A 19,962-nucleotide genomic window follows, 5' to 3' on the forward strand; every position below is an offset into this window, starting at 1 on the left:
CATGTCCAGCCTTTCACTCATTCCTCACTCCTCTAAACTCACTGATCGCCCTATGAAACCCGACAACAGCCACGCCACCATGACTCCGCGCGAAATCGTGCAGGAGCTGGACCGTCACATCATCGGCCAGCACGCGGCCAAACGCGCGGTCGCGATCGCGCTGCGCAACCGTTGGCGGCGCATGCAACTCGCGCCGGACCTGCGCAACGAGGTGATGCCCAAGAACATCCTGATGATCGGCCCGACCGGCGTCGGCAAGACCGAGATCGCGCGCCGCCTGGCGACGCTGGCCAATGCGCCCTTCGTCAAGGTCGAGGCCACGCGCTTCACCGAGGTCGGCTACGTCGGCAAGGACGTGGAACAGATCGTGCGCGATCTGGCCGACACCGCGGTCAAGCTGTACCGCGAGCAGGCCAAGCACCGCGTGCGTACCCAGGCCGAAGACCGCGCCGAGGACCGCATCCTCGACGCGCTGCTGCCCAAGCGCATACCGGGCGGCTTCGGTTTCGGCGCCGATACCCCGGCGCAGGATCACCAGGCGCCCGACAACGACACCCGCGCCAAGCTGCGCAAGCAGCTGCGCGCCGGCGAGCTCGACGACCGCGAGATCGAGATCGAAACCGCGGTCAATGTCGGCGTCGACATCATGGCGCCTCCGGGCATGGAGGAGATGGGCCAGCAGCTGCGGCAGATGTTCTCGCAGGTGTCCGGCGGCAAGACCCACAAGCGCCAGCTCACGATCAAGGCCGCGCGTCCGCAGCTGATCGAGGAAGAGGCCGGCAAGCTGGTCAACGAGGACGAAGTGCGCGAAGCCGCGATCGAGGCCTGCGAGCAGCACGGCATCGTCTTCATCGACGAGATCGACAAGGTCGCCAAGCGTTCCGAGAACGTCGGCGGCGGCGACGTCAGCCGCGAAGGCGTGCAGCGCGATCTGCTGCCGCTGGTCGAAGGCTCGACCGTGAGCACCAAGTACGGCGCGGTCAAGACCGACCACATCCTGTTCATCGCCTCCGGCGCCTTCCACCTGGCCAAGCCCAGCGACCTGATTCCGGAGCTGCAGGGCCGTTTCCCGATCCGGGTCGAGCTGGGCGCGCTGAGCAAGGACGACTTCGTGCGCATCCTGACCGAGCCCAAGGCCGCGCTGACCGTGCAGTACGTCGAACTGCTGCGCACCGAGGGCGTGGACCTGTCCTTCAGCGCCGACGCGGTCGAGCGCCTGGCCGAGATCGCGGCGCAGGTCAACGAGCGCCAGGAGAATATCGGCGCGCGCCGCCTGCACACCGTGCTCGAGCGCCTGCTCGATACTCTCAGTTACGAGGCCCCGGACCGCGACGGCCAGGCCGTGGTGATCGACCGCGCCTACGTCGACGCCCATCTGGGCGAGCTGGTCCAGGACCCGGACCTGAGCCGCTACATCCTCTGACCGGTCCCGCGGCGGTCGCGCCGTGCGACCGCCGTGTCAGGTTTTCCGCGGGCCGGCAGACTATGCAGGCAGGGGACCTGGGAAGACCGGCATGGACAACACCGCGGAAGCGGTTTCGAGGCAGACCGCCGATGCGCCGACGCCGCGGCGCGCGGGCGAAGCCGTGGCCTCCGATTTCGACGCGGTGCTGCGCGAACACGGGCCGATGCTCGGCCGCATCGCCGGCAGCTACCAGTCCGAACCGGGCCGCCGCGAGGACCTGCTGCAGGAGATCAGCCTGGCGCTGTGGCGCGCGCTGCCGGCCTGGCGCGGCGAAGCCTCGCTGCGCACCTTCGTGGCCCGGATCGCGCACAACCGCGCCATCGACTACCTCGCCCGGCACCGGCGCGTGGAGGACGAACTGGACGAAAGCCATCCCGACCCGGGCGACGACCCCTTGCGCCACGCCGAGGCGCAGCAGCGGCGCCGCAACCTGCTGGAGGCGGTGCGCCAGCTGCCGCTGGGCCAGCGCCAGGTCGTGGTGCTGGCGCTGGAAGGCTTCTCCCTGCGCGAGATCGGCGACTCGCTGGGCCTGGAAGAGAACACCGTCGCGCAGCGCCTGAGCCGCGCGCGCCGGCAATTGCGCGACGGCCTGGGAGAATCGGCATGAGCGACGCGAATTTCGACTGGGGCCGCTTGGGCGACGAATGGCGCGCCCAGCCCGACACGGGCATCGACGTCGATCGCCTGCGCGAGGAAGTGAGCAGGCGCGGCCGCAACCTGCGCCGGGCCCTGCTGGGCGAGGTCGCGCTCACGGCGATGTCGGTCGCGACCCTGGTCTGGTTGATCCTCAAGGCCGAAGCCTCGGATCCGATGCGCCCGGTGTTCGTGCTGCTGATCCCGGTATCGATCGCGTTCCAGGCCTGGTCGCTGTGGCTGCGGCGCCGGCAGTGGCGCGACGAAGGCCTCGACACCGCGGCGATGCTGCAGCTCGATATCGACCGCATCCAGGCCGGCATGCGCTACTGGCGCCAGGGCACCTGGATCGGTCTGCTGCTGTGGCTGGGCGTGTGCGCGTTCGCGGTCCTGGGCATTCCTGACAGCGATCCGCGTCAACTCAGCGGCATCGTAGGCGGCGTGATCGGCGGCGCCATCGGCGTGCTGATTTCGGTGGCGATGGCCTGGCTCAAGTCGCGCAGCGGCAGGCGCCGGCTGGCGCGCTTGCTCGAATTGCAACGGCAGTTGAGCGACGCCTGAGCGCGGGCGGCTACCGGCTCACCGGCATCGGCCGCGATCCGCAGTCGGAGCTGCGCGCGTAAGCGCGCGCGCTCGGTTAGCCTGCGCGGATGCCGCCGTCGAATCCGTCCTCACCGATCCCGCCCGCCGCGAGCGTGCGCACCGTCCTGGTGCTCGGCGCCGACGGCTTCCTGGCCGGCTATATCCTCGCGGCCCTGCGCGGTTCGGGCCGGCGCGTGCTGCGTGGCGTGCGTCGCGCCGGCGCCCTGCGCGAGGACGAGCGGCATTGCGATCTGAACCGCCTGACCCGGCCGGAGGATTGGTTGCCCCTGCTGGCCGGCGTGGACGCGGTGGTCAACGCCGCCGGCATTCTGCGCGAGGGCGGTGGCCAGCGTTTCGCCACCGTCCATGTCGATGCGCCGCTCGCGCTCGCGCGCGCCTGCGCGCGCGCCGGGGTCTCGCGTTTCGTGCAGGTGTCCGCGCTCGGCCGTCCCGAAGACGGCGAGTTCGTCGCCTCCAAGCACCGTTTCGACGAGGCGCTGCTGGCGCTGCCGCTGCAAGCGGTGGTGCTGCGGCCGTCGGTGGTCTACGCCACCTCGGGCTCCTACGGCGGCACCTCGCTGCTGCGCGCGCTGGCCGCGTTTCCCGGCGCGCAGTTGCTGCCGGGCGACGGACGCTGGCCGCTCCAGCCGGTCGCCGCCGAGGATCTGGGCGAGCTGGTGGCGCGTGCGCTGGACACGGCGGCACGCGGGATCTACGAGGTCGGCGGTCCCGAGCCGATGAGCTTGCGCGCCTACCAGAACGCGTGGCGGCGCTGGCTGCGTATCGAAGGCGGGCGCGCCTGGCAGGTGCCCGAAGCGCTGGTGTCCTGGCAGGTGCGGATAGGCGAACGGCTGGGCCGCGGTCCGGTCGGCGAGACCATGTGGCGCATGCTCAGGCGCGGCAACACCACCGCGCCGCAGGCGTCCGCGCGCCTGCGCGAGGCCTTCGGCTTCGCGCCGCGCGCGCTGCCGGAGGTCTTGGCCGCGCATCCCAGCCAGGTCCAGGACCGCTGGCAGGCGCAGTTGTATTTCCTCGCGCCGAGCCTGCGCCTGGCCATCGTCGCGCTGTGGGCCTTGTCGGCCTGGGCCGGCTGGGCGACGCCTGCGGCCGAGATCGAGCGGCTGGCCGCGGATTCGATGCTGGCGCAGTGGGCACCGGTGGCGCTGGCGCGCGCGAGCGCGGCGCTGGATCTGCTGCTGGCGGCGTGGCTCGCCAGCGGTTGGCGGCCGCGTGGGGCGCTGGCGCTGATGGGGCTCAGCGTCGCGGTCTACACATTGGTGTTCGGCGCCGTCCTGCCCGGCCTGTGGCTGGATCCGCTCGGCGGTCTGGCCAAGAATCTGCTGGTGCTGCCGGCGCTGGCGGTGGCCTGGGTGCTGGCGGAGCGGAGATGAGCATGGCCTATCTGTGGGTGAAGTGGCTGCACATCCTGTCCTCGACCCTGCTGTTCGGCACCGGCCTGGGCATCGCCTTCTTCTTCTGGCTCGCGCACCGGCGCGGCGATGCGCGGGTGATCGCCGCGACCGCGCGCACGGTGGTGATCGCCGACGCCTGCTTCACCGCGCCGGCGGTGGTCGTGCAGCTCCTCAGCGGCCTGTGGCTGGCGCATACCCTGGGCCTGCCGTTCGAAGCGTTCTGGCTGAAGACGGCGCTGGTGCTGTTCTTCGTGATCGGTGCCTGCTGGTTGCCGGTGCTGTGGCTGCAACTGCGCGCACGCGACCTGGCGCAGGCCGCGACGCGCGACGGCACGCCGCTGCCGCCGGCCTACTACCGCGTCATGCGCTGGTGGTTCTGGCTGGGCTGGCCGGCCTTTCTGAGCGTGCTCGCGATCTTCTGGCTGATGGTGCTCAAGCCGGTCTAGGCGGGTGGCGGCACGCGGGCGACCGCCCGCGTGCCGCACTGCGGCTCAGTCTTCGACCCGCGTCCAACCGCGCGGCGCCGCCAGCGTGGGCTGCAGCTTCAGGCCGGTGTCGAGGCGCAGGTCGCGCACCACGATCGAATAGGCCTGTTTGCCCTGGCGGTCGCTGCCGACCAGCTTCAGCAGCACACCGGTATCGCTGTCGACCCACATGCGGAAGCGATCGGCGCCGAGCTTACGGCCCAGGTAGCCGCTGTGCTTGCCGGCGACCACGGTGGCGTCGCGGCCGAGCAGGCGCTGGTGGCCGGCGATGCGCACCTCCTCGGTGGACAGCCAGAAGGCATAGTTCTGCGGCGACAGCACCGCGTCCGCGCCGACCGCGCCGGCCGGATCCGGCCGATGCACGAACACCGGTTCGCAGCGCGCGTTGCGGTACAGGCGCGCGCCGCTGGGGGCGCGCGCATCGAGGCTGCGGGTTTCGCTGTACGAGGCGGTCTGCGGGTACAGGCTGAGGGTGGCGCCCTCGCGGGTCACATGCTCCTCGACGACGCCGCGCTCGCGCGCGATGCGCACGAAGCTGCTGCGCGCGGCTTGCGAAACCTCGAAATCGATCGCTTCGTTCTGGCCGTTGTTGCCGAAGCGCAGGTCCACCGAGCCGGTCGCATCGCGGTAGCGGTCCACGGCATCGAGCATGCGCTGCTGCAGCGCGGCGATGCGCGCATCCTGAGGAGCCATGGCGGCGCAGCGGCCGCTGCGGTCGCGGTCGGCCTCGACGACGCCGGGCTCGGCGTCGGCCGCGGCCAGCGAGGAGAAATACAGCTGCACGATGTCGGCGCCGTTGCGGCCGTTGCCGCTGGGCTGGACCATGAACAGATAACCGTAGCCGTAGCCGACGTAGTTCCAGCCGCCGGGCGCGGTGTTCTGGTTGATGGTCGCGGTGTGATTCAGGGAATTGCTGGTGTCGAGCACGCTGTAGCGCGCGTAGGCGTCGGTGAACGCCGAATTGTTGAGCCAGGCGTAGAAGCTGTAGTAGCGGTCTTGGCCGGGGAAGAACCAGCCGTACCAGCCGCTGTTGGTGGAATTCAGGCGGTCGTCGCCGTTCCAGTCGCCGGCCTGGCCGCTGCGATAGACGTAGTTGAGCCCGCCCATGTTGCTGCAATTGGGATACTGGCTGGCGGAGCGGTCGTTGTCGCACTGATAACTGCCGGCCCAGGCCGGGGCCGCGAACAGGCCGGCGGCGACGATGGCGCCGAACATCAGCGCCCGCTTACGCATTACGTTCATTCGATCTCCTTGAGTACCGCTGCATGGATGGACGCACCATTCCATTGATCACCCCTGCAAGGGCAAGGGTAGCACCGTCGCATGACGACGGATCGCGGTCTCAAGCGTCGCCGATACCGCAACCGCGACGTGCGTCGCGGCTGCGATGCGGCAATCAATCTTCGCCGATGTCTTCGTTCCAAACCTCGGGATGCGCGGCGATGTAGTCGCCGAGCATGTCGATGCATTCGCCGTCGTTGAGGTCGATCACTTCCACGCCGCTCGCGCGCAGCCAGTCGACGCCGCCCTGGAAGTTCACCGACTCGCCGACCACCACGGTGCCGATGTTGAACTGGCGCACCAGGCCGCTGCAGTACCAGCACGGCGCCAAGGTGGTGACCATGATGGTGTCGCGGTAGCGGCGCTGACGGCCGGCTTTGCGGAAGGCATCGGTCTCGCCGTGCACGGACGGGTCGCCTTCCTGGATGCGGCGGTTATGGCCGCAGCCGAGCAGGCGCCCGTCGTTGTGGTACAGCGCCGCGCCGATCGGGATGCCGCCCTCGGCCAGGCCCTGGCGGGCTTCGGCGACGGCGGTGGCGAGCAGGGCGCGGTAGTCGGGGGTGGCGATCATGCGGAACTCCTGATGACAGACGCGCAGTCTGGCGCGCCGGCCCGATGCGGTCGAGAGGCGCGGCGGGGGCATAATCGGCGCCTCCGCCGCCACGCCGTCCGATCCGCGCCGCATGATCTTCTGGAGCCTGGTATTCACGATAGGCGCGGCGCAGGCCGCGTTGCTGGCGCTGGCCCTGTGGCGGCGGCCGGTGAATGCGCAGGCCAATCGGGTATTGGCGGGGTGGGTGGCGCTGATCGGCATCGATCTGGCGGTGAAGGCGGTGTACTTCGATGGCCCCGCGCCGGAGTTGTTGAAGGCCTACCGGCTGGTCAGCCTGCTTCCGTTCCTCTACGGCGCCCTGTTCTATCTGTATGTGCGCGCGCTGACCGAAGCGCGCGCGCTGCAGGGCCGCGATCTGCTGCACATGACCGGGTTCGCGATCGCCCTGGCGGTGAACGCCGGCTTCTTCCTGCAGGACGCGGCGCAGGATCGCGCCTTCTTCCGGCACCTGCGCGAAGGCGGGCATTGGCCAGGCCGGCCCTGGCTGGACATTCTGCTGTTCGCTTACAGCCTGAGCTACGTGGTCGCCGGACTGGTGCGCGTGCGCCGCTATCGGCGCGGGCTGCTGCGACGGCGCTCGGACGCCGATCGCATGTCCCTGCACTGGATCGACGCGATGGCGGTCTCGCAGATCGTGATCTGGTGCATCGCGCTGATGCAGTGGCTGATGCGCATCCCCTGGATCGACTACCCGTTGATCTACGGCGCGGTGGTGGGCTGGGTGTTCGTGGTCGGATACCTGAGCCTGCGTCAGGTCGCGGTGGCTGCCGAGCCGCCGCCCGCCGACGAGGCCAAGCCGGAAGAGCCGGCGGCCGACGACCCGCGCTTCCCCGCGGTCGAGGCGCGCCTGGCGCAGCTGATGGCGCAGGAGCAGCTGTACCGCGAGCCCGCGCTGACCATCGGCCAATTGGCCAAGCGCAGCGGCTATCCGGAATACCTGGTATCGGCGGTGATCAACCGCCGCTTCGAAGGCCATTTCTGGGACTACATCAACCGCCAGCGCATCGAGGCCGCGAGCGCCTGCCTGGCCGACGTCGACGACGCGCGCACCATCCTCGATATCGCCTACGCCTGCGGTTACACCTCCAAATCCACCTTCAACGCCGCCTTCAAGCGCCAGCTTGGTCAGACGCCCAGCGCCTACCGCCAGCGCCATGCGGACGCGGCCTCAACCGCGCGCGAGGCCGGTTAAGGGCCTGCGCCGCGCGGCAAGCCGCGCACGCAGCGCCGGCCAGCGCAGGATCAGCTCGCACAGCGCCAGATTCACGGTCCAGCAGGCCCAGGCCGCGGTGATGTAGACCGGCAGGAACGGCCACTGCATCGCGCCCGCGCCGACCCCGAGCATGATCCGCAGCGTCACCGCGGAGGCGGTCAGGGCGACGCTGCGCAGCATCCAGCGGCGGTGGTTCTCGAAATCGCGGCGGATCGCGTAGGCGATACCCGTCGCGGTGCAGCCGACCCAGACCAGCGCCAGCAGGGCGAAGGCCGAACCGCTGGCCGCGCCGCCCTGGGAATGGCGCGACAGCGACAGCGCCGAGACCGCGGCGATCAGGATCGCACCGGCGTAGACGCCGCCGCCGAGCCGGTGCAGGCGCGGCCAGCGCCGCCGGATCGCGCCGATCAGTTGCAACGGCGCCAGCAGCAGCGCCAGCCCGGCGCCGAAGATATGCCCGGGCACGTCCCAACCGGAGACCACGAAGCGGGCGTCGAAGGGATTGTCCAGGCTGGTGTCGCGGGAAAAGAAGGTGAAGGCGTAGAGCGCCACCGCCAGGCAGCCCAGGCCGAACACCAGCGCCGCCGTCCCGCGCAACCAGACCGTGCCACGCCACATGCCGCACCTCCAAAGGATTCAGGAGGCCCCAGCCTGATCGCGGCGGCGCGGCGGGTCGTCCGAATCGGCGGATTCGTACGTCCGGGACGGCCGAATCGGTCGCCCCCGGCCGGGTTCAGCCGCGCCCGGGCCGCAGCAGGTCGATATGCGGGATGCCGTCCTCGACGTAGGGCTCGGAGGAGGGCGCGAAGCCGTGCCGGCCGTAGTAGTCCTGCAGATGGGCCTGGGCGCCGATCTGGACGTCGGCGCCAGGCCAGCGCGCTTCGATCGCGGCCAGGGCGGCCTCGATCAGGGGATCGCCCAGGCCCTGGCCGCGGAACGCCGGCGCGGTCAGGACCCGGCCGAAACTGACCTGCGGGTAGCTGAGCCCGGCCGGCAGGATCCGCAGATAGGCCGCGAGGGCGCCGTCGGGCGCGCGCCCGAGCAGGTGCAGGGCCTCGGGGTGACGGTCCTTGCCGTCCGGGTCCAGATACACGCAGTTCTGCTCGATCACGAACACTTCCGCGCGCAGGCGCAGCAGCTCGTAGAGCTCGTCGCGTTCGAGTTCGGCGTAGGGCTTGGCTTGCCAGCGCAGGCTAGGGGCGGGGGTCATATCGGGATGATGCCGCAGCAGGCGGGATTGCGCTGCCCTCACCCCAACCCTCTCCCGTACACCGGAGAGGGGGCCAAACGCGCAAGCGGTCGGGGCCAGGGCCGTCTTTCCGGAAGCCCCACGACCGCCATGCGATAATCCAGCCCATGAGCGAACACACCCAAAAGCCCGGCGACACCACCCACTTCGGTTTCCGCGACGTGCCCACGGGCGAGAAGCAGAAACTGGTCGGCGAGGTGTTCTCCTCGGTCGCCGGCAAGTACGACCTGATGAACGACCTGATGAGCCTGGGCGTGCACCGGGTCTGGAAGCGCTATTTCGTCAGCACTGCCCAGGTCAAGCGCGGCGACCGCGTGCTCGACCTGGCCGGCGGCACCGGCGACATCGCCCTGCTGCTGCGCGACCGCGTCGGCGACAGCGGCAGCATCGTGCTGGGCGACATCAACGGCGCCATGCTGCGCGTGGGCCGCGACCGCATGACCGACATGGGCAAGGTCGGCGGCTTCGAGTACGTGCAGATGAACGCCGAGAAGCTGCCGTTCCCGGACGCCAGCTTCGACCTGGTCACCATCGCCTTCGGCCTGCGCAACGTCACCGACAAGGACGCCGCCCTGCGCGAGATGCAGCGCGTGCTCAAGGTCGGCGGCCAGGCGCGGGTGCTGGAGTTCTCGGAAGTGAAGGCCGAGTGGTTCAAGCCGATCTACGACTTCCACTCCTTCAACATCCTGCCCAAGCTGGGCAAACTGTTCGCCAACGACAGCGACAGCTACCAGTACCTGGCCGAGAGCATCCGCAAGCATCCGCCGCAGGACGAGCTCAAGCGCATGATGGGCGAGGCCGGCTTCGCGCGCTGCGACTACAAGAACCTGTCGGCCGGCATCGTCGCGATCCATACCGGCTACAAGGTCTGATCCCGGCGCCGGAGGCGCGACGATGGCCCTGTGCAAGTGGTGCGAGGAACAGCCCGCCAGCCCCGAGGCCTCGGTGCAGTGGTGGCTGTTCCTGCCGCTGGCGTGGCTGTGGATTCCGTCGTCGTCGCGCGGCCGCTATTGCGGCGATTGCGCCAGCGGTTTCAACCTGGTCGGCGCGCTGGTGTTCGTCGCCTCGCTGGCGATCGGCTTCGTGCTGTGGGTGATCTTCTGGTAGCCCGATGGCCGGCTCGCTCCTCAGGCCGTTGCAGGTCTTTTGCTCAGCCCACCAACTTCAACCCGATCACCCCGCCCACGATCAGCGCCAGGCACAGCAGCCGCGCCGCGGTCGCGGCTTCGCCGAAGGCGAGGATGCCGGCGATCGCCACGCCGACCGTGCCGATGCCGACCCAGACCGCGTAGGCGGTGCCGACCGGCAGCCACCGCAGCGACAGGGTCAGCATCGCCAGGCTGGCGATCGCCGCGCTCACGCCGATCGCGCTCGGCCACAGCCGCGAGAAGCCCTCGCTGTGCTTGAGCGCGATCGCCCAGACGATTTCCAGCAGCCCGGCGCCGACCAGCAGCGCCCAGGCCCACATCGCCGCGCGCGTCATCGCCGGCTCAGGCCGAGAAGCCGCCGTCGACCGAGATCGCCGCGCCGGTGATGAATCGCCCGCCCGGACCGGCCAGATGCGCGACGGTGTCGGCCACGTCCTCGGCTTCGCCGTAACGGCCCAGCGGCAGGCCGGCGCGCTGGTGCTCGGCGCCTTCGCCGTCGGCCGGGTTCATCTCGGTGTCGATCGGGCCGGGCTGGACCACGTTGGCGGTGATGCCGCGCGCGCCCAGGTCCTGGGCCAGGCCCTTGCTGAGGCCGACGGTGGCGAACTTAGTCAGCGAGTACAGGGTCATGCCCGGCGCGCCCACGCGCTCGCCCAGGCAGCTGCCGATGGTGATGATGCGGCCGCCCTCGCGCATGTGCCTGGACGCGGCCTGGGCGGCGGCGAACGGCGCCTGCACGTTGATGGCGATCGCGCGCTCGAAGCTCTCGCGCGACTCGTCCTCGAACGGGCCGTACATGAAGATGCCGGCGTTGTTGACCAGGATGTCGATGCGGCCGAACTCGGCCACGGTGCGCTCGACCGCGGCCACCACCGCGTCCGGGTCGGCGCTGTCGGCGCGGATCGCCAGCGCGCGGCGGCCGCCGGCTTCGATCGCCGCGACCACGGCCAGCGCCCGGTCCTGCGAGGCCGCGTAGGTCAGCACCACGTCGGCGCCGTCGCGCGCCAGGCGCTGCGCGGTGGCCGCGCCGATACCGCGGCTGCCGCCGGTCACCAGCGCCACTTTGCCTGCCAGAGGGGTCATCGTCTTGTTCCGAAAGGGGAGGCGATCGATCCTAGGCGCCCGCGCGCGGCCGCGCAGCCGGGCGCGCGGGACTGACTGTTGCAGCGGCCCGGCGCGGAAATCAGCGTTGCGGCGCCGGCGCTGACCGCGGGCGCGCGAACCGCCATGCTGCGCGGTGTTCCCGGCCGGACTAGGCGCTAAACTCGAAGGCTCGATCCCTTGCCGTGGGCCTTCCATGCGTTATTCGATCCTCACCGTTTGCCTCGCCGCCGCGCTCGCCCTGGGTTGCTCGCGCGAGGCCGCGCCGCCCGCCGACGGCGCCGCCCCTCCCGCCGCCGCCAAGACGGAGACCGCCGTGACCAGTCCTTCCGTGGTCGACGAGCATTCCTACGCCCAGCCGGACAAGGTCCGGATCGACGACCTCGCCCTGCAGCTGGCGGTCGACTTCGAGCACAAGCAGCTCAGCGGCTCGGCCACCTACACCCTGAACTGGGTCGACAAGACCGCGACCCAGCTGGTGCTGGACACGCGAGGCCTGAACATCGAGAAGATCGTCGGCGAGCGCAGCGACGGCAAGTGGAACGATCTCAAGTTCGCGCTGGCGCCGGCCGACAAGCTGTTCGGCAGCAAGCTCACCATCGAGACGCCGGAGCGCAACGCGCGCGTGCGCGTGACCTACAAGACCTCGCCGGACGCGTCGGGCCTGCAATGGCTGACCCCGGCGATGACCGAGGGCAAGAAGACGCCCTTCATGTTCAGCCAGTCGCAGCAGATCCATGCGCGTTCGTGGGTGCCGCTGCAGGACACGCCGAGCGTGCGCTTCACCTACACCGCGCACGTGACCGCGCCCAAGGACGCGATGGTGCTGATGAGCGCCGACAACGATCCCAAGGCGCCGCGCGACGGCGACTACGAATTCAAGATGCCGCAGAAGATCCCGTCCTATCTGCTGGCGATCGCGGCCGGCGACCTGGTGTTCCAGCCGATCTCGCAGCGCAGCGGCGTATGGGCCGAGCCGGCGATGGCGCCCAAGGCCGCGGCCGAGTTCTCCGACACCGAGAAGATGATGGAGACGGCCGAGAAGCTGTACGGCCCCTACCGTTGGCAGCGTTACGACATCCTGGTGCTGCCGCCGTCGTTCCCCTACGGCGGCATGGAGAACCCGCGCCTGACCTTCGCCACCCCGACCGCGATCGTCGGCGACAAATCGCTGGTTTCGCTGATCGCGCACGAGCTCGCGCACAGCTGGTCGGGCAACCTGGTGACCTTCTCCACCTCCAACGACGCCTGGCTCAACGAGGGCTTCACCAGCTACGTCGAGAACCGCATCGTCGAAGTGCTCTACGGCAAGGAGCGCGCCGACATGGAGAGCCTGATCGGCCGCAACGAGCTGCGCAGCGAGTTCACCGACGACAACAAGCCGCTGCAGGCGCTGGCGATCAAGCCCGGTGCTCTGGACGATCCGGACAACAACCTGACCGGCACCGTCTACACCAAGGGCGCCTGGTTCCTGCAGTTCCTGGAGCAGCGCTACGGCCGCGACAACTTCGACGCCTTCCTGCGCGGCTACTTCGACCACTTCGCCTTCCAGAGTATTTCGACCCAGCAGTTCGTCGACTACGCCAAGGCCAACCTGCTGGACAAATATCCGGGCAAGGTGACGCAGGCCGAGTTCGACGCCTGGTTGTACGAGCCGGGCATCCCGGCCAACGCTCCGCAGACGCCGTCGGCGCGCTTCGACGCGATCGACGCCGCGCGCAAGGCCTGGCTGGACGCCGGCACCCTGCCGGACCAGGCCGCGACCGCGAAGTGGTCGACCCAGGAATGGGTGCACTTCATCGAGGGCATGCCGGAGACGCTCAGCGTCGACCAGCTCAAGGCCCTGGACGCCGCCTACAAGATCACCGGCACGCCCAACGGCGAGATCGCGCAGCGCTGGTATCCGCTGACGGTGCGCAGCGGCTATACCCAGGCCAACGCCGCGGTCGCCGCCTTCCTGCAGCGCATCGGCCGCCGCAAGCTGATCATGCCGACCTACAGCGAACTGGTGAAGACGCCCGCCGGCCTGAAGCTGGCCGAGGACACCTTCGCCAAGGCGCGGCCCGGTTATCACCCGATCACGACCGAGTCGGTCGAAGCGGTGATCGCCAAGGCCAAGGCCGCGCCGCAGGCGGCCAAGTAAAGGACGCCATGCGCTGGCGTCGAGTCGGACTCGCGGCCGCCCTCGTGGCGGCCGCGTTGTTTGCGACCGTCGCGGTGCTGCTGTGGCGCGACCCCTATCGGGTGGTGCTGGCCGACTACAACCGCCAGCGCATCGCCGCCGGGCTGTCGCGCGACAGCCTGAAGATCGACGACCATCGCTGGGTCTACGCCTACGCCGACGAAGCGCCGGCCGGCGCGCCGACCCTGGTCATGGTGCACGGCTTCACCGGCAGCAAGGAAAACTGGTATCCGCTGGCGCAACGCCTGCGCGGCCGCTACCGGCTGCTGATCCCGGACCTTCCGGGCTGGGGCGAAAGCCAGCGTCGCGACGGCGGCGACTACGGCTTCGTCGCCCAGAGCGCGCGCCTGGCGCGTTTCATCGAACAGGTCGCGCGCCCGCGCGGCGGCCAGGTCGTGCTGCTGGGGCATTCCATGGGCGGCGGCATCGCCGCCCTGACCGCGGCGCGCCATCCGCGCACGGTCGACCGGCTGGGTTTGTTCGACGCCGCCGGCGTGCGCTTCCGCGACAACCGCTTCGGCATCGAAGTGCTGGCCGGGCGCAATCCCTTCGCGGTCGACGACGGCGGCAGCTTGCAGCGCTACCTCGACACGGTGTTCTTCGACGCGGCCGCCAAGCCGCCGATCCCGTGGCCGGCCGACGAGATCTACATCGCACGCCGCAAGCGCGACGCCGCCTTCGAGCAGGGCGTGCTGGACCGCATCGGCCGCGGCCCGGAACGCTTCCTGCCCGGCGACGAGGCGGCCCGCATCCGCCAGCCCACGCTGCTGCTATGGTGCCGCCAGGACGCGGTGATCGACGCCAGCGCGATGGCGCTGTACGCCGCGCGCATCCCGCAGGCGCGGCAGCTGCTGCTGGACGGCTGCGGCCATATGTCGCCGGTGGAGCGCCCCGACGCGGTCGCCCGGGCGGTGAGCGAACTCGCCGGCCCGCCCTGAACCCTTTGGTATCCAACGAACCGAAACGAGACGCCCACGATGAACCTCAGGACTCCGATGTTGCTGCTCGCCGCCACGCTCGCGCTCGCCGCCTGCAAGCCGGCCGAGGATCCCCAGGCCGCCGCCGCGGTGAAGGCCGCGGCCGACGAGAAGGCCGCCGAGGAGATGGCCAAGTCCTTCGAAGCGGCGGTGGCGCTGAACAAGTGGGACGTCGCGCGCGCGCACGGCGACGTGCTGACGGCGCAGTACCCGAACAGCCAGGCCGCGGCGCGGATCAAGGCGCAGTACGAAGTGGCCAAGGTCGAGGCGGTCAAGGCGCTGGAGACGCGCCGTCTGGCCGCGCTGTGGTCGTACCAGACCCAGGCCGTGCTCTCCGGCGGCGAGCAGCGCTCGGCCGCGCTCTACGCCAAGGAACACATCGACACCGATGGCGGCGGTCCGCGCGAGGTCCGGCTGATCTTCCGCGACCATCCCGAATGGGGCCGTAGCAGTTATCTGGTGCTGCAGGCCGGCGATTTCGATTGCTACGGCGGTTGCAAGGTCAAGCTCAAGGTCGACGACGCGGCGCCCAAGCCGGTGGCCGCCAGCCGGCCCAAGACCGACGAGGCCACGGCGATGTTCATCGAGGACGAGCGCATGCTGTGGCGCACCGTGCGCGGCGCCAAGACCATCGCGATCGAGTTCCCGGTCAAGGCCGGCGGCACCCGCACCGCGGTGTTCGAGGTCGCCGGCCTGGACGCCAGCCGGATGCCGGGCTGGAAATGAGCTCACGCGGCTGGCGCATCGCCGCCGCCTGGGTCGGCCTGAGCGCGGCGGCCCTGCTGACGCTGTCGCTGGCCTGGCTGTGGTTCCTGCATTGGCGGCCCGATCGCGCGCGCTATCCCGTGCGCGGCATCGACGTGTCCCACCACCAGGGTGCGATCGATTGGCGCGCGGTCGCGGCCGATGACGTCGCCTACGCCTACCTCAAGGCCAGCGAAGGCGGCGACCACCGCGACCGCCGTTTCCAGCGCAACCGCCGCGACGCGCGCGCGGCCGGTCTCGCGGTCGGCGCCTACCACTTCTTCACCTGGTGCAAGCCGGGCGCGGAGCAGGCGCGCAACTTCCTGGCTGCCGCGGCGCCCGACGCGCAGGCCCTGCCGCCGGCGGTGGACCTGGAGTTCGGCGGCAACTGCGGGCGCAACCCCGACGGCGCCGAATTGCGGCGCGAACTCGATGCCTACCTGGCCGCGGTCGAAGCCGCCTACGGCCGGCGCGCCTTGCTTTACGTCACTCCGGAATTCCTCGCCGCCCATCGGCGCGATCTGCCGCCGCGCGCGCTGTGGCGGCGCGCGATCGTGCGCGCGCCCGACGCCAGCGCGCCCTGGGCGCTGTGGCAGTACCACAATCGCGGCCGCGTGCAGGGCATCGACGGGCCGGTGGACTTGAACGTGTTCGACGGCGACGCCGCGGCGTTCGCGCGCTGGCGCGCGGCGCAGCGCCTGCCGCGGTAAACCGCGCCATCGTCGCGGGCCTGTCGCGCTCGCCGGGCCGCGAACGCGGGGCAAAAAAATCCCGGCGCATGGCCGGGATTCTTCGCTCGCGACGCGCGCCTGGCGCGGCGGCTTACAGCGCGTAACCGAACTGCTGACGGAACTGCTCGGCGAATTCGTCGTAATCGAAGCGCTGGTTCTGGGTGCCCGGATGTTCGACCTTGAGCGCGCCCATCAGGTTGCCCATGCGGCCGATGGTCAGCCAGTCGTAGCCCTTCTCGATGCCGAAGATCAGGCCGGCGCGGAAGGCGTCGCCGCAGCCGGTCGGGTCGGTCACGCGGCGCTCGTGCGCGGGCGGGATGTCGTAGGTCTTTTCGGGCGTGTGGATCAGCGAGCCGTGCGGGCCGCGCGTGGTGATGTAGGCCTTCACGCGTTCGACGATCTGCTTCTCGCTCCAGCCGGTGCGTTCCTGCAGCAGGTTGGACTCGTAGTCGTTGACGGTGACGTAGTCGGCCTGTTCGATGAAGTGGCGCAGCTCTTCGCCGTTGAACAGCGGCATGGCCTGGCCTGGATCGAAGATGAAGGGGATGCCCGCCTCGGCGAACTCGGTCGCGTTCTGCAGCATGCCCTCGCGGCCGTCGGGGCTGACGATGCCGAAGCTGACGCCGGCGACGTCGCGCACGTGGTTCTCGTACGAACGCATCATCGCGCCCGGATGGAAGGCGGTGATCTGGTTGTTGTCGTGATCGGTGGTGATGAAGGCCTGCGGCGTGAACAGCTCGTCGATCACCTTGACCTGGTCGAGGCGGATGCTCTGCTCTTCGAACCACTCGCGGTAGGGGCCGAAATCCTGGCCGACGGTGGCCATCGGGATCGGATCGCCGCCGAGCAGCTTGAGGTTGTAGGCGATGTTGCCGGCGCAGCCGCCGAACTCGCGGCGCATGCGCGGGACCAGGAACGACACATTCAAGATGTGGACCTTGTCCGGCAGGATGTGGTTCTTGAACTGGTCGGGAAACACCATGATGGTGTCGTAAGCCAGAGAACCGCAGATCAGTGCAGACATCGCTGAAACCCCAATGTTGAGAGGCCGCTCCTTGCGGCGCCGTGCGGGCGCGGAGCGGCCATAAAAACGGCGGCCCTGTGCCGCCCGGCGGCGTAGGGTAGCCGCTGCGGAGCCGTCCGGCCAGTTTGTGACGCAAATCAGGATTCGAACCGCTCCAGGGACCGATGCCCTATTCAGGCTCGGACCGGCCCGGGACCGGGCCCGGCTCGGAGCCGGCCCGGCGGATGACCCCTAACGGCGGAAAGCGTCGGAAAGCGTTGTTTTTCCTTGCTCGCAGGGGGGGCGGGCGTTAGGCTAGCGAACCTCTTCTTGCCTCCCTTTTGACGGCCTATCCCCCGATGTTCAAGAAGTTTCGCGGCATGTTCTCCAATGACCTGTCCATCGACCTGGGCACGGCCAACACCCTCATTTATGTGCGTGGACAAGGGATAGTCCTGAACGAGCCTTCGGTGGTCGCGGTGCGCCAGGACCGGCTGATCGGCGGCAACCGTACGGTTGCGGCGGTCGGCGGCGAGGCCAAGCAGATGTTGGGCCGTACCCCGGGCCACATCACCACGATCCGCCCGATGAAGGACGGCGTGATCGCCGACTTCACCTACACGGAAGAGATGCTCAAGCACTTCATCCGCAAGGTGCACAAGTCGCGCTTCCTGCGTCCGAGCCCGCGCGTGCTGGTCTGCGTGCCCTGCGGCTCGACCCAGGTCGAGCGCCGCGCGATCAAGGAATCGGCCGAAGAGGCCGGCGCGCGCGAGGTCTACCTGATCGAGGAACCGATGGCCGCGGCGATCGGCGCCGGCATGCCGGTGACCGAGGCGCGCGGCTCGATGGTGGTCGACGTCGGCGGCGGCACCACCGAGGTCGCGGTGATCGCGCTCAACGGCATCGTCTATTCGGCCTCGGTCCGGATCGGCGGCGACCGTTTCGACGAGTCCATCATCAACTACGTGCGCCGCACCTACGGCACCCTGATCGGCGAAGCCACCGCCGAGCGCATCAAGCTCGAGATCGGTTGCGCCTACCCGCAGCAGAAGGCGGCCACGATCGAAGTCTCCGGCCGCAACCTCGCCGAGGGCGTGCCGAAGATGATCCTGATCAATTCCAACGAAGTGCTCGAGGCGCTGCGCGAGCCGCTGGCCGGGATCGTCTCGGCGATCAAGCTGGCGCTGGAGCAGACCCCGCCGGAGCTGTGCGCCGACGTCGCCGAGCGCGGCATCGTGCTGACCGGCGGCGGCGCCCTGCTGCGCGACCTGGACCGTCTGATCAGCGAGGAGACCGGCCTGCACGTGCAGGTGGCCGACGATCCGCTGACCTGCGTCGCCCGTGGCGGCGGCCGTGCGCTGGAGCTGGTCGACATGCACGGCAACGAGTTCTTCGCGCCGGAATGAGGCCGGGAATCGGGAATCGGGAATGGGGAATCGCCAAGCGATTCCCGCCGGCCCGGTTCTCGATTGACGGTTTGATGGTTGAGTAGCAGCTTGGACGATGCCGTCGGCGCCAGATCGCTGCGTCGCGGTTTTCCGATTCCCCATTCCCCATTCCCGATTCCCGGCCTCAATGCCTGCCTACGCCGGTCCTCCTACCACCGCCCGCATTGGTGATGTCGCAGGGACCTTGCGCCTGCTCGCCTATCTGGCGCTGGCGGTGGTGTTGATCGTGCTCGATCACCGCGGCGGCTGGTTGAACCAGGCCCGCCGCCAGGCCGGCGTGGCGATCGCGCCGCTGTGGGCCGTGGCCGGCTGGCCCGGACGCTTGGCCGAGCGCATCCACGACGATGCCGGCACCCTGAGCCAGCTCACCCGGGACAACCGCCGCTTGCGCAACGAACTGCTGGTGAACCAGGCGCGCATGGCGCGGCTGCAAACCCTGGTCGCGGACAACAGCCGCCTGCGCGGCCTGCTCGAAGCGGCCGAGCGCGGCAACCTGGACGTGGTGCTGGCGCCCATCCTCGACATCGACCTGGACCCCACCCGTCAGCGCCTGGTGCTGGACGCCGGCAGCCGCGATCGCGTGCGTACCGGCCAGAGCGTGATCGACGCCGGCGGCCTGCTCGGCCAGATCATCGGCGTCAACCCGATGCACGCCAACGTGCTGTTGATCACCGACCCCTCGCACGCGGTGCCGGTGGCGGTGGCGCGCAACGGCGTGCGCCTGGTGGTCTACGGCGACGGCCGCAGCGACATCCTGCGCCTGGCCAGCGTGCCGCTGTCCAGCGACGTCAAGGTCGGCGACCAACTGGTCACCTCGGGCCTGGGAGGACGCTTCCCGCCGGGCTTCCCGGTCGGCACCATCGCCGCGCTGCGCCCCGACGACAGCCGCGCCTTCCTGATCGGCGACGTCAAGCCGGCGGCGCAGCTGGACCGCGGCCGCGAAGTGCTGGTGCTGCTGTCGATGCCGCCGCCGGTGAATCCGGAAGAATTCGATACCACCGCGCCTCCGCCCGCCGCGGCGGCCACGGCCGCCGGCAGCGCCGCCACCGGCAGCGCGGCCGCCAACGCCGCGCCGGCGACGAATCCGGCGACGAATCCGGCGACGAATCCGCCGGCATCGCCCGCGCCCGCGCGCGCGACCCCGCCCACCGGTCCTGCCCCCCGCGAGCCGCGCCGATGACCCGTACCCGCCAACACTGGGTGCTGCCGGTGAGCCTGATCGCCGCGCTGCTGCTGGGCCTGCTGCCGCTGCCGCTGGCCTTGCAGCCGCTGCGTCCGTACTGGCTGGCGCTGGTGCTGGCGTACTGGGTGATCGAGGACCCCGATCGCGCCGGCCTGGGTTTCGCGTTCGCGATCGGCCTGCTAGGCGATCTGGTCTACGGCGGCCTGTTCGGCGAGCAGGCGCTGCGGCTGGTGGTGATGACCTTCATCCTGCAGCGCTTCCGCGCGCGTTTGCGCTTTTTCCCTTTGTGGCAGCAGGCGCTGTGGGTGGGCGGCCTGATGCTCAACGACCGCATCGTCACCGCCGCGATCCACGTCGCCCTGGGCGAACCGACCCTGCCGGCGACGTTCTGGCTGGCGCCGCTGTCGGGCCTGCTGCTGTGGCCGCTGATCTTCCTGCTGCTCGACGCGCTGCGCCTGGGCACCTGGCGGAGGCGCTGAGCCGTGGGCCCGCGTCGCCGCTGGTTCGGCCCG

Annotated in this window: 22 protein-coding genes; 15 read left to right on the plus strand and 7 right to left on the minus strand. The window is 69.9% G+C overall.

Annotated elements, in window-relative coordinates; all coding sequences use genetic code 11:
• Positions 1-52 precede the first annotated feature (52 nt).
• The 5 genes from hslU (at position 53) to V1318_RS05295 (ending at position 4,538) form a co-directional block, all read left to right on the plus strand.
• The gene (gene hslU / locus V1318_RS05275; RefSeq protein ID WP_332938394.1) at positions 53-1,423 is read left to right on the plus strand and encodes an ATP-dependent protease ATPase subunit HslU; all 1,371 of its coding nucleotides are present in this window, start codon (positions 53-55) and stop codon (positions 1,421-1,423) included.
• 91 nt (positions 1,424-1,514) lie between these two features.
• Positions 1,515-2,072: a sigma-70 family RNA polymerase sigma factor gene (locus tag V1318_RS05280; protein ID WP_332938395.1), complete on the plus strand. Its 558-nt coding sequence runs from the start codon at positions 1,515-1,517 to the stop codon at positions 2,070-2,072.
• Positions 2,069-2,659, plus strand: a complete 591-nt coding sequence (locus V1318_RS05285; RefSeq protein ID WP_332938396.1) for a hypothetical protein — start codon at positions 2,069-2,071, stop codon at positions 2,657-2,659. The genes V1318_RS05280 and V1318_RS05285 overlap by 4 nt, the downstream gene beginning before the upstream one ends.
• 134 nt (positions 2,660-2,793) lie before the next feature.
• Positions 2,794-4,071, plus strand: coding sequence for a DoxX-like family protein (locus tag V1318_RS05290; protein WP_332938397.1), 1,278 nt, complete (start codon positions 2,794-2,796; stop codon positions 4,069-4,071).
• On the plus strand, positions 4,068-4,538 hold the full coding sequence (locus V1318_RS05295; RefSeq protein ID WP_332938398.1) for a DUF2269 domain-containing protein: 471 nt from the start codon (positions 4,068-4,070) through the stop codon (positions 4,536-4,538). The genes V1318_RS05290 and V1318_RS05295 overlap by 4 nt, the downstream gene beginning before the upstream one ends.
• Before the next feature lie 45 nt (positions 4,539-4,583).
• Here the strand turns inward: V1318_RS05295 and V1318_RS05300 are convergent, their stop codons facing one another.
• Positions 4,584-5,819, minus strand: a complete 1,236-nt coding sequence (locus V1318_RS05300) for a hypothetical protein (RefSeq protein WP_332938399.1) — start codon at positions 5,817-5,819, stop codon at positions 4,584-4,586.
• 154 nt (positions 5,820-5,973) lie between these two features.
• Entirely contained in the window at positions 5,974-6,429 is a 456-nt protein-coding gene (locus V1318_RS05305; RefSeq protein WP_332938400.1) for a nucleoside deaminase, read from the minus strand.
• Positions 6,430-6,541: 112 nt separating this feature from the next.
• Between V1318_RS05305 and V1318_RS05310 the strand changes: the two genes are divergently transcribed.
• Positions 6,542-7,663: a helix-turn-helix transcriptional regulator gene (locus tag V1318_RS05310; protein ID WP_332938401.1), complete on the plus strand. Its 1,122-nt coding sequence runs from the start codon at positions 6,542-6,544 to the stop codon at positions 7,661-7,663.
• Here V1318_RS05310 and V1318_RS05315 read toward each other — a convergent pair.
• Together V1318_RS05315 and V1318_RS05320 are read right to left on the minus strand one after the other, a co-directional pair.
• Positions 7,640-8,302, minus strand: a complete 663-nt coding sequence (locus tag V1318_RS05315; RefSeq protein ID WP_332938402.1) for a DUF2306 domain-containing protein — start codon at positions 8,300-8,302, stop codon at positions 7,640-7,642. The genes V1318_RS05310 and V1318_RS05315 overlap by 24 nt on opposite strands.
• Before the next feature lie 115 nt (positions 8,303-8,417).
• Complete coding sequence (locus V1318_RS05320; RefSeq protein WP_332938403.1) at positions 8,418-8,894, minus strand: GNAT family N-acetyltransferase; 477 nt, start codon at positions 8,892-8,894, stop codon at positions 8,418-8,420.
• 146 nt (positions 8,895-9,040) lie between these two features.
• Between V1318_RS05320 and ubiE the strand changes: the two genes are divergently transcribed.
• Both ubiE and V1318_RS05330 read left to right on the plus strand, forming a co-directional pair.
• Positions 9,041-9,805, plus strand: a complete 765-nt coding sequence (gene ubiE, locus V1318_RS05325) for a bifunctional demethylmenaquinone methyltransferase/2-methoxy-6-polyprenyl-1,4-benzoquinol methylase UbiE (protein ID WP_332938404.1) — start codon at positions 9,041-9,043, stop codon at positions 9,803-9,805.
• 22 nt (positions 9,806-9,827) lie between these two features.
• The gene (locus V1318_RS05330; RefSeq protein WP_332938405.1) at positions 9,828-10,040 is read left to right on the plus strand and encodes a hypothetical protein; all 213 of its coding nucleotides are present in this window, start codon (positions 9,828-9,830) and stop codon (positions 10,038-10,040) included.
• A 43-nt stretch (positions 10,041-10,083) separates the two neighbouring features.
• Here V1318_RS05330 and V1318_RS05335 read toward each other — a convergent pair whose 3' ends face one another.
• On the minus strand, positions 10,084-10,416 hold the full coding sequence (locus V1318_RS05335) for a multidrug efflux SMR transporter (protein WP_332938406.1): 333 nt from the start codon (positions 10,414-10,416) through the stop codon (positions 10,084-10,086).
• A 7-nt stretch (positions 10,417-10,423) separates the two neighbouring features.
• Positions 10,424-11,164 carry a 3-oxoacyl-ACP reductase family protein gene (locus V1318_RS05340; protein ID WP_332938407.1) on the minus strand — a complete coding sequence of 247 codons (741 nt, stop codon included), beginning with the start codon at positions 11,162-11,164 and terminating at the stop codon, positions 10,424-10,426.
• Between the two features lie 214 nt (positions 11,165-11,378).
• Between V1318_RS05340 and V1318_RS05345 the strand changes: the two genes are divergently transcribed.
• Genes V1318_RS05345 through V1318_RS05360 form a run of 4 tightly spaced genes read left to right on the plus strand, consistent with a single transcriptional unit; the run spans position 11,379 to position 15,795 of the window.
• The gene (locus V1318_RS05345; RefSeq protein ID WP_332938408.1) at positions 11,379-13,325 is read left to right on the plus strand and encodes a M1 family metallopeptidase; all 1,947 of its coding nucleotides are present in this window, start codon (positions 11,379-11,381) and stop codon (positions 13,323-13,325) included.
• Between the two features lie 56 nt (positions 13,326-13,381).
• Complete coding sequence (locus V1318_RS05350) at positions 13,382-14,302, plus strand: alpha/beta hydrolase (protein ID WP_332938409.1); 921 nt, start codon at positions 13,382-13,384, stop codon at positions 14,300-14,302.
• 39 nt (positions 14,303-14,341) lie between these two features.
• Positions 14,342-15,067, plus strand: a complete 726-nt coding sequence (locus V1318_RS05355; protein ID WP_332938410.1) for a hypothetical protein — start codon at positions 14,342-14,344, stop codon at positions 15,065-15,067.
• A complete protein-coding gene (locus tag V1318_RS05360; protein ID WP_332938411.1) occupies positions 15,064-15,795 on the plus strand; it encodes a GH25 family lysozyme in 732 nt (243 codons plus the stop codon). Before V1318_RS05355 ends, V1318_RS05360 begins: the two co-directional genes overlap by 4 nt.
• Before the next feature lie 112 nt (positions 15,796-15,907).
• Here V1318_RS05360 and V1318_RS05365 read toward each other — a convergent pair whose 3' ends face one another.
• On the minus strand, positions 15,908-16,840 hold the full coding sequence (locus V1318_RS05365; RefSeq protein ID WP_332938412.1) for a carbohydrate kinase family protein: 933 nt from the start codon (positions 16,838-16,840) through the stop codon (positions 15,908-15,910).
• Between the two features lie 338 nt (positions 16,841-17,178).
• On the opposite strand from V1318_RS05365, the gene V1318_RS05370 reads away from it, so the two are divergent.
• The 3 genes from V1318_RS05370 to mreD all read left to right on the plus strand — a co-directional run bounded on the left by V1318_RS05370 (position 17,179) and on the right by mreD (position 19,929).
• Positions 17,179-18,225, plus strand: a complete 1,047-nt coding sequence (locus V1318_RS05370; RefSeq protein WP_055908252.1) for a rod shape-determining protein — start codon at positions 17,179-17,181, stop codon at positions 18,223-18,225.
• Positions 18,226-18,394: 169 nt separating this feature from the next.
• Positions 18,395-19,447 (plus strand): rod shape-determining protein MreC, encoded by a 1,053-nt coding sequence (mreC, locus tag V1318_RS05375; RefSeq protein ID WP_332938413.1) that lies wholly within the window; start codon positions 18,395-18,397, stop codon positions 19,445-19,447.
• Positions 19,444-19,929: a rod shape-determining protein MreD gene (gene mreD / locus V1318_RS05380; RefSeq protein ID WP_332938414.1), complete on the plus strand. Its 486-nt coding sequence runs from the start codon at positions 19,444-19,446 to the stop codon at positions 19,927-19,929. Before mreC ends, mreD begins: the two co-directional genes overlap by 4 nt.
• Positions 19,930-19,962 lie beyond the last annotated feature (33 nt).

Origin of the sequence: Lysobacter sp. CCNWLW3 (assembly GCF_036697405.1) — a bacterium.
In the GTDB taxonomy this organism is placed as follows: Bacteria; Pseudomonadota; Gammaproteobacteria; order Xanthomonadales; family Xanthomonadaceae; genus Lysobacter.